General features: G+C 38.4%; 10 protein-coding genes and 1 pseudogene. 3 read left to right on the top strand and 8 right to left on the bottom strand.

Translation table 11 applies throughout. The annotated features are described in order from the left end of the window. Positions 1–179 precede the first annotated feature (179 nt). On the top strand, positions 180–1,139 hold the full coding sequence (locus ACFX5U_RS09245; protein ID WP_400263225.1) for a helix-turn-helix transcriptional regulator: 960 nt from the start codon (positions 180–182) through the stop codon (positions 1,137–1,139). 65 nt (positions 1,140–1,204) lie between these two features. On the opposite strand, the gene ACFX5U_RS09240 is transcribed toward ACFX5U_RS09245, so the two are convergent. The 3 genes and pseudogenes from ACFX5U_RS09240 to ACFX5U_RS09230 form a co-directional block, all read right to left on the bottom strand. Continuing rightward, on the bottom strand, positions 1,205–1,675 hold the full coding sequence (locus tag ACFX5U_RS09240; protein ID WP_280568447.1) for a DinB family protein: 471 nt from the start codon (positions 1,673–1,675) through the stop codon (positions 1,205–1,207). Positions 1,676–1,745: 70 nt separating this feature from the next. Next, a pseudogene (locus ACFX5U_RS09235) lies at positions 1,746–3,285 on the bottom strand (SulP family inorganic anion transporter). Positions 3,286–3,370: 85 nt separating this feature from the next. Next, positions 3,371–4,513 (bottom strand): aldo/keto reductase, encoded by a 1,143-nt coding sequence (locus ACFX5U_RS09230; protein WP_400263224.1) that lies wholly within the window; start codon positions 4,511–4,513, stop codon positions 3,371–3,373. Positions 4,514–4,794: 281 nt separating this feature from the next. Between ACFX5U_RS09230 and ACFX5U_RS09225 the strand changes: the two genes are divergently transcribed. Next, the gene (locus ACFX5U_RS09225; RefSeq protein ID WP_400263223.1) at positions 4,795–5,691 is read left to right on the top strand and encodes a helix-turn-helix domain-containing protein; all 897 of its coding nucleotides are present in this window, start codon (positions 4,795–4,797) and stop codon (positions 5,689–5,691) included. Between the two features lie 82 nt (positions 5,692–5,773). Here the strand turns inward: ACFX5U_RS09225 and ACFX5U_RS09220 are convergent, their stop codons facing one another. The 3 genes from ACFX5U_RS09220 to ACFX5U_RS09210 all read right to left on the bottom strand — a co-directional run bounded on the left by ACFX5U_RS09220 (position 5,774) and on the right by ACFX5U_RS09210 (position 9,275). Continuing rightward, entirely contained in the window at positions 5,774–6,439 is a 666-nt protein-coding gene (locus ACFX5U_RS09220) for a hypothetical protein (RefSeq protein ID WP_400263222.1), read from the bottom strand. A 150-nt stretch (positions 6,440–6,589) separates the two neighbouring features. Beyond that, positions 6,590–7,414 (bottom strand): NAD(P)H-hydrate dehydratase, encoded by an 825-nt coding sequence (locus ACFX5U_RS09215; RefSeq protein WP_400263221.1) that lies wholly within the window; start codon positions 7,412–7,414, stop codon positions 6,590–6,592. A gap of 367 nt (positions 7,415–7,781) precedes the next feature. Further along, entirely contained in the window at positions 7,782–9,275 is a 1,494-nt protein-coding gene (locus tag ACFX5U_RS09210) for a right-handed parallel beta-helix repeat-containing protein (protein ID WP_400263220.1), read from the bottom strand. Positions 9,276–9,823: 548 nt separating this feature from the next. Between ACFX5U_RS09210 and ACFX5U_RS09205 the strand changes: the two genes are divergently transcribed. Then, entirely contained in the window at positions 9,824–11,308 is a 1,485-nt protein-coding gene (locus ACFX5U_RS09205) for a TPM domain-containing protein (protein WP_400263219.1), read from the top strand. A gap of 140 nt (positions 11,309–11,448) precedes the next feature. On the opposite strand, the gene ACFX5U_RS09200 is transcribed toward ACFX5U_RS09205, so the two are convergent. Together ACFX5U_RS09200 and ACFX5U_RS09195 are read right to left on the bottom strand one after the other, a co-directional pair. Continuing rightward, the gene (locus tag ACFX5U_RS09200; RefSeq protein WP_400263218.1) at positions 11,449–12,024 is read right to left on the bottom strand and encodes a hypothetical protein; all 576 of its coding nucleotides are present in this window, start codon (positions 12,022–12,024) and stop codon (positions 11,449–11,451) included. 87 nt (positions 12,025–12,111) lie between these two features. Further along, entirely contained in the window at positions 12,112–12,456 is a 345-nt protein-coding gene (locus ACFX5U_RS09195) for a DUF4870 domain-containing protein (protein WP_400263217.1), read from the bottom strand. Positions 12,457–12,542: the final 86 nt, after the last annotated feature.

The following is a 12,542-nucleotide window of genomic DNA, read 5'->3' as shown; positions in this document are numbered from 1 at the left end:
CTTATGAAATATAAACTGAAATACTCAACCTTTCATTGAGGTGAACAAGGATAACTATATTAATTAAATGAAAGATATCAAAACAAAATCTATAAATATATCCGTTTCAATGGTTCTCTTTAAAATTTATTCTATATCTTAAACCCATATTCAATCGCATTCAGAAGAAGATTTTTAAAGTGGAAGAACTCAACAGATTTGATCGCATACTCGCTATTTTAATTCAACTACAGTCGAAGAAGACAGTCAAAGCACAAGAATTAGCGAACCGTTTTGAGGTCAGCCTTAGGACTATTTACCGCGATATTAGAAGCCTAACTGCGGCAGGGATACCCATTATCGGCGAAGCTGGTCTAGGTTACGAACTGGTAGAGGGGTACAAAATACCCCCCATGATGTTTACAAAACCAGAAATATCAAGTTTTGTTGCAGCTGAGAAACTCGCGATTAAATTTATCGATAAAGAAATGAAAGATCATTTTTCTTCTGCGATCTATAAGCTAAAGGCAATTATACGAAGCTCGGATAAAGATTGGATGGAAACCATAGACAAAAATGTGGTTATGAGGTCCATATCACACAATCAATTGAGCAAAGCACTTCCTAATACACTGACTACGCTTTTCCAGTGCATTGCACAAAAAAATGTATTGGAGATCAGTTATCAGGCCGCTTATCAACAAGAGGCTACCATTAGGGAAATAGAACCCATAGGTGTCTTTCATGAAAGTAATCATTGGTATATCTATGCCTTTTGTTTAGTACGGAACGACTACAGACAATTTCGAACGGATCGTATCTCCAATATCAAGATATTGGATCAGCTGCAATTCAAGAAACATCCCGATCTAGAACAATACCTAGCAGAACGAGAATTAGAAGCTACATTTACACGTGTGGTCATTCATGTCGACCCATTATTTGCGCATTACCTGCATTGGGAACGCAAATATTTTGGTTTTAAAGAAGAAAGCCTAAAAGATGGTCAAGTGGAGATGATTTTTGATGTCAAAAACGCTGACATGGGCTTTGCGCGCTGGTTTATGATGTTTGGCGACCATGCAGATATAATCAGCCCCTATTCCTTAAAAGAAAATGTAAAATCAATCCTGCAATTACAACTTCTGCGTTTAAAATAAGAAAGAAGGCCTCATACAAATTAGGCCTTCTTTCCTATCGATAACTTCTATTATAGAAAAAGATCTTAACGGTCCCAGAAAAATGGGGGTACGATACCTAAAGCGCGCAGATACACAAATCCCTGTGCACGATGATGTACTTCATTATCGATAAAATAGAGAACATTCTCTATAATCGGGAACTCATATTCACCAAACAGGTTAAAAGTCTGATGAAAATCCTCCTCTTTGAGTTGCGCCCAAAGTTGTTTGAGCTCTTCTGTATGCTGATCCCATACTTCCAATATAGCAGCTTTGGTTTCGTATTTATTCGCTTCGGCATAGCCTGTTACCTGTCTATTGACAATACCTGTCAGTCCAGGTACAGCAATGGATATCAACTCATTGGCCAATTCACCAAATGTCCGCATTCCAGGTACCGAAAAAGTAAAAAGGTCTTCTTCAGAAAATTTTTCAATTGTCTTTCTTGTTAGGTTTCGATGTCCTAACCAATGTTTCAATAATTCTTCTTTCGAAATAATTGCTACTGTATTCATATCGCTCTATTTTAAATTGATATGTCAAAAATAGCAGTGATATTGACAACCTATTGTCAGTAGCTAAAATTTATTTCGGCATTACTTTATAAGTCGGATCATTTTCCGAAATCTCGATCTCTACCGAACTATTTGCTTTCTTCAAAATTGCCTTACAATCTTGGCTCAAATGACGCAATCTTAGCGTCTTGGATTGCATTCTATACTTTTCAGCTAACTTATTGACCGCATCGATAGCACTCATATCCGTTATCTTACTTTCTTTAAAATCGACAATCACGAGCTCTGGATCCTCGCTAACTTCAAATTTCTCCAAAAAACCAGCCACAGAAACCAAAGAACAACGGCCCATATATTTCGTATACTTTATTTCCCTCCTCATCGGTCGTTTTTCGTGCACGGATACGTTTTGCATTATCCCAAGCAAAGACCAGGGCAGAAATAACGACCCCAACCAGCACAGCTAAAGCCAGATTGTGCAGCACGATTGTGATCAGTGCAACCAACATACCAACAAGGATATCCGATTTAGGCATTTTCGTGATGATCCGAAAAGAAACCCATTGAAAAGTGCCGATAGCCACCACCATCATCACCCCTACCAAGGCTGCCATAGGTATCAGTTCGATAAAAGGTGCTGCCACCAAAATAATCGCTAAAATGGTCAATGCCCCAATGATACCCGATAGACGCGAGCGTGAGCCAGCGTTAATGTTGACCAAAGTTTGCGCAACCATGGCACAACCACCCATGCCACCAAATAAGCCATTGACAACATTGGCTGTACCCTGTGCCATAGCTTCTCGATTAGCATTGCCTTTGGTTGCAGTAAGCTCATCGACCATCGATAACGTCAACAAGGATTCAATCATACCAACAGAAGCCATGACCAGTGCAAAAGGAAAGATAATCGTCAACGTCTCCCAATTGAAGGGTATCATCGGTATGTGAAACGCAGGTAGATTACCTTTAACAGAAGCAATATCACCAACCGTCTTGGTATCTATTTTAAAAAGGTATACGACCAGAAAAGTAGCAAGGATGGCAACCAAGGAAGCTGGGATAGCTTTCGATATCTTTGGAAATATATAAACCAGAAGCGCAGAGAATAACGTCAAGGCAAGCATAATGTATCCAGTAGAACCCGAAAGCCAATGTTTTACACCATCAGCATTGACTACTTTAAACTGCTCTACCTGAGACATAAAGATGATAACAGCTAAACCATTCAAGAAGCCATACATCACTGGCTGAGGAATCAATCGAACAAACTTTCCGAATTTAAAAGCACCCACCAAAAACTGCAGAACACCGGCGAGTACCACTGTTGCAAACAGATATTCGACACCGTGCATACTGATCAGCGCGATGAGTGTAACAACAGTTGCACCGGCACCACCAGATATCATGCCGGGTCGTCCTCCTAAAAAAGCGGTGACCAATCCCATCATAAACGCGGCATAAAGACCTGTCAATGGAGACAGACCTGCCAATATTGCAAACGACAATGATTCAGGAATCATGGTCATAGCAACTGTCAATCCGGCTAATAGCTCTACACTATAATTTATTTTACCATGTGGATTCAAATATCGAAGTACTGCGTTCATTACTTTTTTTATGCAAAAATACACAAGCTTCTGCGGATGCTTGTGTATTTTATATTCTTTTTATTGGAAAGATACCTTGCAATTGTTATTTTCTCACCTGCTCTGCAGAAATACCAGTCAAGCGATCGCCTACAATCGTTATCTGATTCAATTTTGACGTGAGCCCCTGTAGCTCTTCTGTCGAAAATTCAAAATCAGCAGCCCAAAGATTTTCTTGTAAATGAGCCAATTTAGTTGTACCTGGAATGGGAACGATAAAAGGTTTTTGAGCCAATAGCAAAGCTAAAGCAACTTGTGCCACCGTTAACCCCCTATAATCTCCAAATTCTTTCAACGTGTCGATCAATTTCCAATTAGCGATCACATTTTCAGGTTGATATCTAGGTAAAGATGGCCTATTATCATTACGAGCATCATATTTAGAACGTTCATTCAGATAGCCGGTTATCATCCCACGGCTCAATGGACTGTAAGGCACAAAACCGATACCCAATTCCTCGCATAATGGAATTACATCCTTTTCGGGCTGGCGTGTAAATAGAGAGTACTCACTCTGTAAAGCAGTCAAAGGTTGAACGACGTGCGCCTTTCTGATTACTTCCACACTAGCTTCACTCATTCCGAAATGCTTAACCTTACCTTCAGCAATCAGATCTTTAACTGTTCCTGCGACATCTTCAATCGGGATATTAGGATCCACCCGATGTTGGTACAACAGGTCAATATAATCTGTTCTCAGGCTTTTTAATGAGTGCTCAACTACAGCTCGTATACGATCGGGGTGACTATCTAAACCATCTGCAGGCTTACCATTTTTAAAACCAAATTTGGTTGCAATAATGATTTCCTTACGGAACGGAGCCACGGCCTCTCCCACAAGTTCTTCATTGAAAAATGGACCATAAGCTTCTGCAGTATCATAAAAATTCAGTCCCAATTCTGGAGATCTGCGTAATAAATCGATCATTAGCTTTCGATCAGGAACAAAACTCCTGTGGTAACTCATCCCCATACATCCTAAACCCATAGCCGACACCTCTATACGATGTTCTCCTGCTCCTAACGTCCTAATTTTTGATTTTAGAACAGCTTTATTATTTTCACTATTGTTCTGTTCCTTATCAGCTGCGCTACTACATCCAACAACTCCTAATGCAGAGCTCGCCCATAATGTGGTACCAAATAATGCTCCTTTTTTCAAGAAATCTCTACGATTATTATTTTCCATTCTTTTTATTTTTAATGGTTATACTTCAGTTTCACAAACATTTAAAACTCTTTTGAGAGTTTTATATAACAAAAGAGACAAGCTTATTAATAACTATGTTCAAACTCTGTAAATGCTTCAGTGCCATCTTCCTTTTAGCACGATATAACAAAATTGAACAGATTAATTTGATTTGTCCGTATACAGATTACGGTTATACCTACCACTATTACGGTTACTTACTCAATCACATGCAGATATGATACTAAATCGTTAATTTTGAATTAATAAAGCAAATGGTTATGGAAGATATAATAAAATTAGATAGTGTAGACACCTACAACAAAATGCGTGGTGTAGAGACTTTGCACCCTTTAGTTACCGTCATCGACCTATCGCAGGCCGTACCGATGCCAGCACAGACGTTCAACTTTGGCCTATATGCTATATATTTAAAAGAACTAAAATGTGGAGAATTGAAGTACGGTCGTCATAACTATGACTTTCAGGAAGGTACCCTCGTTTTTATCGCACCTGGACAAGTACTAGGTGTTCAGCCCAATGTTACGACATTTCAACCTTATGGATGGGCCCTGCTGTTCCATCCCGATTTAATAAAAGGGACTTCTTTAGGAGATAAAATTCAAGCGTATAACTTCTTTTCTTACGATGTCAACGAAGCATTGCACCTATCCGAAAAAGAACGACAGATTGCACTGGATTGCTTTTCCAAAATTCAATATGAAATGGAACACAGCATAGACCAACATAGTAAAACATTAATCACGTCTAATATTGAACTGTTCTTGAACTACTGTAACCGTTTTTATGATAGACAATTTGTGACCAGAGATCACTCGAATAAAGGAGTACTGGAGAAGTTTGAAGATTTATTAATGGCTTATTTTTCAGAGAACAAGGCATCAACCAAAGGTTTACCTACCGTTGCCTATTTCGCTTGGGAACTAAACCTTTCCGCAAATTACTTTGGAGATCTGATTAAAAGCGAAACGGGTATTACAGCGCAAGAATATATCCAAACGAAGGTAATCGACCTAGCCAAGCAACGTATATTCGACCATGATAAATCCATCAGCCAGATCGCCTATGAGTTGGGCTTCAGCTACCCCCAACATTTCACCAGACTGTTCAAGCAAAAAGTAGGAATGTCGCCTACTGAATATAGAACAGTAAATTAAGAAGCCCTAGTCACAACTTTAGGCTTCCTTCTTCCTCTCATCTATAGGTAAACAGATATGTTTAATGTGGGGGGTTATTGGACTAGAATATTTCCAGCGGATTTACATTTTGTGCTTTTTTTAGCACATTGTATTCCTTTATATAATTGGAAAACACATCATAATCCACCTTTTCCTCATTCTCTAGTCTTTCAATCAATTCAGGCTCATCTTCCATCATTTTAGTTAAATTGAGATTACGGTTTTTCTTAGACATTCTTCCCAACAGGAAAAAACCAGACATCTTCAGTTCTGCAATTTCACCAGTTGATCGTTTCAGCGCATAATAAAAATTAGTAGGTGTCGAAAAACTACCTCTATTACCTTGCCTTTTAAAATTATATACGATGATATCCCCATCATGCAATATTTCTGTAAAAAGTGGTTTGTTTTTCAATCTCACCTTTTCTTTTATGACATACATTTTGGGATCCGAATCTTTTATCTTCTCCATCCCCAATTCTATAAAAGAGGTCGCATAATGCTTATCCGTATTGTGGTTATAAATACGATAAATTTGAGGAGGATAATAAGTTTTCTTTTCACCATTAACCAGCATATAGACCTTTTTATTTTTCACAGAGCCCATTTCACCATAGATGGTATCTCCTTTCATCGTGACAACATAATCTTTCATTTGTTGCGCTAGCCCTTGTTGCAGTGTTAACATCCCCGAAGATAAGGTAAGCAAAAGCAGTGTTTTTTTCATAAAATGATTGGCTTATAACCTTGAGTAAAGGTAATAATAAAATTAATTTTAATGCAAATAAAATTCAACAAACTATGAAACATTCAAGAATAGACTATAACATCAATTAACCTTATAATAAGAGAGATAAGGCTTACTTAGAAACAAATTTTATTGACGGACTCTTTTAAAAGCGTTAGCAAAATTCTCAATAACATCCGTTATGATCATGGTTTCCATAGTTTGCGTTTTTAAGGTAAGGTCAGCTGCCAAACCATGAATAAACACACCTATACTCGCGGCGCTAAAAGGTACATATCCCTGAGCTAAAAAGGAGGTGATCATCCCGGTCAACGCATCTCCAGACCCGCCTTTTGCAAGACCAGCATTACCGGTGGTATTGTACACGATTTGCTCATCCGATATTACCGCCGTTTCATGCCCTTTTAATACAATAATGATATGGTATTCTTTTGCTTTTTTGATTGCGGTATTGATCCGATCTTCTCTATTTTGATGGGTGCCAAACAGCCGGTCGAACTCTTTGGGGTGAGGTGTGATGATGGTCCCTGCTGGTATCTGCTGCAACAGTTTTTTTGCATTAGAAATGATGTTCAGTCCATCTGCATCCAACACTAAAGGCTTGTTAAATTGCGTCAGGGCCTTAATCAACAATTCTTCCGAAGCGCTATCGGTACCCAGACCCGGGCCTATCCCTATTGCCGAGAACTTTTCTATCTGATGCTGCTTTTCTTCTCTCATATCGAGCATTGCTTCGGGGACAGTAGTTTGCATAATAAGTCTTTCATCAGCGGGTACGCTTACCGTCAACAATCCAACACCCGACCTTATCGCTGCCTTGGCTGATATCACAGCAGCTCCCATACTGCCTTTTCGACCCGCAATGATAAGTGCATGACCATAATCTCCTTTATTGGAAAATATATCTCTTTCTTTCAATTGAGATCTGATACCTTTTCTTTTAAGTTTATGCATTGCACTTTACAATTTAGTAGTTAAGAAATGTGAATTCCAAATATTTTAAGGCATACAAGAGTACAGATTACTTTTTTTGTGTTCAAAAAAATACACTTCTATAGAAATCTGAACTGAAGCTAAGCATTTTTTTTTACGTTCATAGGGCTGACTTTCTTAATGATACGATTCCGCTATTTGCAGATTAAAACAATATGAAAAATAATAGATAAGATTTTCAAAAGGTCAAATACTAAGTGGAATAGCATCCAAAGAAAAAGCAAACAGCATTATCTCATGGCAACATTATTTTTTGTTTAGAAAACACAGAGAATGAACCCTGTATCATTTTGACATAAAGTTTCAGCATCTAGTGTTTAAATCATTATCATTTGGAAATAGCGGTCTGATCAAAAAAATCTTCCAACGCTTGTCTATCCAAATAAACGATTTCCTGCTTGCCTTGCGCGATACATTTAATTTTTAAAAATCTAGCTCGCAATGCCTCTGCTGAATAGCCCTTCAAATCCGGGTTCATCCTATTGGTCTTCGCTAGAATAACCTTTGAATCGAATTCACCGATAAAGGTATTGTCCATCGTTAAATTCTTGGTAGAAGACTGCAGATCAAAACTCGATTTTTGCTGTGCTATGAATATGTTTTCAAAAATCTTAGTCTGATCGGCATACCCACCCCAGGAATCCGAGGTGAGTATTGAGCGATGTACGTTTTCAGCACTTTTGAGGCCAGCATAGATGATATTTCTATAAATTGATGTCTCTTTTGCAGGCCCTGCAATATGAATGGATGGTGAAAACATACCCATACGAGTAGGTTTAATGCGGTTTCCGTCATCTATACTCAAATTGTATTGCACCCGAGTGCCGATATTGCCTATTTGATCGCGCGATTCACCAGAATTGCATATCAATACAAATCCGCCAGCATTATGATGGCTATAGTTGTATTGAATAACGGTATTCCGACAGTTATAATCGGAATCAAACCCCTGTGCATCCCAAGGAGCATTATGCCCCGTAACTTCATTAAATTGAATTGTTGTATTGTCACAGCTCCAAGGCCAAAATCCGGCCGCAGCTTCGGTTTGTGGCAAAATCTCTGGGCAATCTACCATTTTATTGAATTCTATCAAGGTATTGACACAGGCAATGGGTACAATACCATCCCCAGGAACACCCTGGATAAAATTATTTCGGACAATGGTATTGGTACTGGGGAACCATCGGTGGTTCCGATTCCAGTTGGCGCTCCAAATCATCCCATTCCGCTGGCATCTCTTGATGGTACAGTCCTCGATCAATAATGCATCAAAATTAGAAAGGATGGAATCACCTCGACTTTCGATTAAAATACCCGAGCCTCCACCTTCGCCCTTCACCAAGCTGCCATTAACATCTCTAATATCTAAACCACTCAACACAAGGGCATGGGCTGTTCCATAATTGCTACTCTCGAGCTTAACACCGGTACGGGTGGGCAATATTGTGGAACCCGTGTTGACAACTTCTATATCCTTGAGCTGCAAATAGGAACTATTGAAGATGCGCACGGCATATAATGAATGATCAGGTGCTCTGATGATCGGCTTATGACCTTGACCATAGGCGGAAACCACAATGGGCTCCAAAAAACTACCTTGAGCTGAAAGCTCTAGAACTTGATCGAATACCTCCCCTCGTTTCAATGCTATACAATCTCCGGCATTCAGGCGAAGGTTAGCTAACTTATTAAAACTTCTCCAGGCGTCTTGAGGAGAAAGGCCTGAATTAGTATCCTTACCTGCTGTTGGGTCTAAATAATAGGTGCTTGCTGATAAAAAATAAGGCATCAGCAATAAAATCAATAACTGGATTTTTTTCATCTAATTTATGAATAAGGGTTAGTTTCAATTGTATGATTGAACTCGTTCAAACTTAACAACATCTTGTTCTGAAAAAGCAGAAATCAACTTTTCTTACTATGGATTGACATGGCGGTTTAATATTAAGTATTTATCATACACGCAATTGGTCGTGATTACACAATGATACAAATAATTTGAATCAATAAAAACTGGGATGAAAAACTGAGGCCCTGTTTTTATTAATCTTAGCTGCGTATTATACGTATCAGCGATTAACAATAAAATCAAAGAAGAGAGAGATTACACTCTATATTTTACCAAGCTTTACCAGAAATTCCTAAATTCACAACAAATTAATCCAAGTCAAAAGGCTTTAATTTTCACATACGACCATCTGAAAAATCCGTATATTTCCAGTGAAAAATAAACCTCGATGAAAACTAATCTGATTGACCGAATTATAGGCATTTATATTTTCCATTCTAAGATCCAAAATAGTATAGCAGGATCAAACAGCTGGGCATGAAGGGTTTTTAACGTTCGAAACACAAAATTTAATTTAGGTAATGTCAACAATTCTAAAAAAAATTAGTCACACCGTTTTTACCCTAATTCTTCTAATAGGGTCATCCGCTACTTTTGCTCAGTATACCGTTGAGAACATTCCTAATCCCAAAACTCAAGGGCAGATCCATTTTGTTTCCAATCCCGATCATATCCTTTCTCAAAACGTAGCGAACGAACTCGATGCGATAAGTTGGCAAATCGATTCGATCACAAAATGTGAATTTGCAATCGTTATCGTCGACGACTACTTGGGCGATGACGACTTTGAGTTTGCACTAAAATTATTCAATACCTGGGGGATCGGGAAGAAAGAAAGTAATAATGGTCTACTTCTTTTTATTGCTAAAAACAGACATGAATATCGCTTTATATCAGGCTATGGCATGGAGAGCATATTGCCAGATGCCTACCTGAAGCGTATTGGCGAGCAGTATCTAGTACCCAATTTCCGACAGGATGAATATGACAGAGGGGTCTTGGAGACCGCAAGATTTATCCAAAAAGTGTTGGGCTCGCCAGATGCACAGGCCGAATTGGACAGCTTAATGCCCGAATCCATCCCTTTCTGGAATATTAAAAACCCGACCTTACGAAATTCAGTATTAGTTATAGTCTTATTTATATTGCTCTATGGCTGGATTACCGCTGTAACCAAAATGACAAAAGGGAAAATAATAAAAAAAAGCAATTACTTCACACCTTTGATCAGTGGTTGCGGCTGTATGGGTATGTTGATGTTTATCACCATATTTATTTTCGCATTTGTCTTGGAGAATATCGAACAAGTATACCAAGTTAAAAACCTGCCCTATTTCTTGCTCATTTTTGCTGTTATTACGCTAGCGATGAAGTACAATGCCGGACTTACAGTGGTCACAGCGTCGTATAAAGATGAGGAAAACATTCAGCGTGCCGTACGTCGATTTCTGAAATGGAATTTCATCCCCTTGTTGATAAGTCCTTTGGCATGGATAGATTTTGGGAGATCCATCAAACGATTACAGCTCCATGCAGGACGACTGGAAGCACCCGACAGTTCAGGAAATTGGTCAAGAATGAACAGAGACCAAACCAGTCCAAAACAGATTAAGTCATTTTTAGATGCAGGACAATTGATGGAAGAAAAAATCAATAGTCGTGAATACGAAGTATGGGTAAACAGTAAGACGAGTGAAACTAAATTAATCCCTTGGGACAAGAACAACAATACAGTGGCATGCCCGCAATGCCATTATAAAACATTAGAAAAAGATCTACGAAAAACGATTACCAAGGCAACTTATACCGCTGGAGGATTAGAAGAAAAGTATGAATTGTGTAAATACTGTGGCTATACCCTATCGCATGGCACCAGTAGCACAGCACGATTGGTCAGGTCCACCTCAAGTAGTTCTGGAAGTGGATCCAGCAGCTCAAGAAGTTCGGGAGGTGGAAGTTTTGGAGGTGGTTCTTCAGGAGGAGGAGGCGCAGGAGGGCGCTGGTAACAATCATTTTCAATTCATGAGTATTGAACTGTATAACAAAATACCCACCATCCTATTGAGCAAAAGGATGGTGGGTATCCATACTTAAACAAGAAGAATAGCTATTATTAATAATAATTATAATAGCTCTCTATTTAAGCTTATAGCGTATTGAATTTCAATTCTCCATAAAAAAGCGTCTCGATATCAATTAAATTGAAATCATCATCACGATCTCCATTGTACATATAGATGTAAATAGATTTTTTAAAATCTTCCACAGGAATTACTTTGTCTACGGCAAGATCCTTAAACCTTAAAATTGTTCTCTTTGCCACATAATTATCCGCAGTTCCCGTGGTATTTTCATCAAATCGATGGTCCATTTTGTCTGTATAATACCAGTAACTTGGAGCATCATTAGTCACCATTAGTTCTTGATCTGGATTAAAAAGAACATCTGCGATTCCGGTATTTGCAAACCAGCTTACTTCCAAATCTCCAGTTCCAATTGCAGAACGATACAGATCATCATCAAAAGTTGCTCCTACCAGAAAACCCGCTACATCCTGCGAACTGAATGCAAATGAAAACGCCTCACTTTTAAGGTAATAAACATCGTCTTTCGGTTCTACGGCAACTCCATTTTGAATAATTTGGACCTTAAAACCAGGTGATTGTGCCCAAGAGGCGCAAGAAATCAGAACAGCTAAAAAACATAAACATGCTTTTTTCATATGATTCAATATCTAAATAAGTTATCATTCATGCGTAGTTATTCAGAGAAGCCGCCAATTAGAATAGGCACCTCTTTAAACTTTACTTTAGATCATTGAAAACCATTTTTGAAAAAATTGACCAACAACAGGTACTTCTTTTTCTTGTTTATTAACAGCAGCCAAGATTCCCAAAACAAGTGCAATGAGAACGATAATACCAGCTACTTTTGAAAGTATCCCACCTATTCCAGGTATAAAACTTAATGTTCCCAAAGCCATAGCAAAAACGGTAATGCCGATGCTTTGACGGATATGAAACCGTCCAAGCGAAGTTGGATTACTATTATTCATTACTAAAGCTGCAACAAGCCCGATAAGAGTCAGGTACGACACAATCGCGACTGTTTTTCCTTGATTAGCGTCACCCAAATTCATTTTATTTTTATCCATGATTTAATTATTTACAATTACTGACTGCAAAATTATGCTTATTGGAAACTTTATCCAATAGCTGAAATTAGGGATATTTGAAGGAA

Origin of the sequence: Sphingobacterium sp. SG20118, from assembly GCF_044740685.1 — a bacterium.
In the GTDB taxonomy this organism is placed as follows: Bacteria; Bacteroidota; Bacteroidia; order Sphingobacteriales; family Sphingobacteriaceae; genus Sphingobacterium.
Note: the sequence above shows the minus strand (reverse complement) of the source record. Positions and strands in the feature narration are given on the sequence as shown.

Bases quoted from the DNA above. Each gene is read 5' to 3' on its own strand.
- ACFX5U_RS09220 (WP_400263222.1), bottom strand. From the start codon at position 6,439: ATGAAAAAAACACTGCTTTTGCTTACCTTATCTTCGGGGATGTTAACA.
- ACFX5U_RS09215 (WP_400263221.1), bottom strand. From the start codon at position 7,414: ATGCATAAACTTAAAAGAAAAGGTATCAGATCTCAATTGAAAGAAAGA.
- ACFX5U_RS09230 (WP_400263224.1), bottom strand. From the start codon at position 4,513: ATGGAAAATAATAATCGTAGAGATTTCTTGAAAAAAGGAGCATTATTT.
- ACFX5U_RS09195 (WP_400263217.1), bottom strand. From the start codon at position 12,456: ATGGATAAAAATAAAATGAATTTGGGTGACGCTAATCAAGGAAAAACA.
- ACFX5U_RS09225 (WP_400263223.1), top strand. From the start codon at position 4,795: ATGGAAGATATAATAAAATTAGATAGTGTAGACACCTACAACAAAATG.
- ACFX5U_RS09240 (WP_280568447.1), bottom strand. From the start codon at position 1,675: ATGAATACAGTAGCAATTATTTCGAAAGAAGAATTATTGAAACATTGG.
- ACFX5U_RS09210 (WP_400263220.1), bottom strand. From the start codon at position 9,275: ATGAAAAAAATCCAGTTATTGATTTTATTGCTGATGCCTTATTTTTTA.
- ACFX5U_RS09200 (WP_400263218.1), bottom strand. From the start codon at position 12,024: ATGAAAAAAGCATGTTTATGTTTTTTAGCTGTTCTGATTTCTTGCGCC.
- ACFX5U_RS09205 (WP_400263219.1), top strand. From the start codon at position 9,824: ATGTCAACAATTCTAAAAAAAATTAGTCACACCGTTTTTACCCTAATT.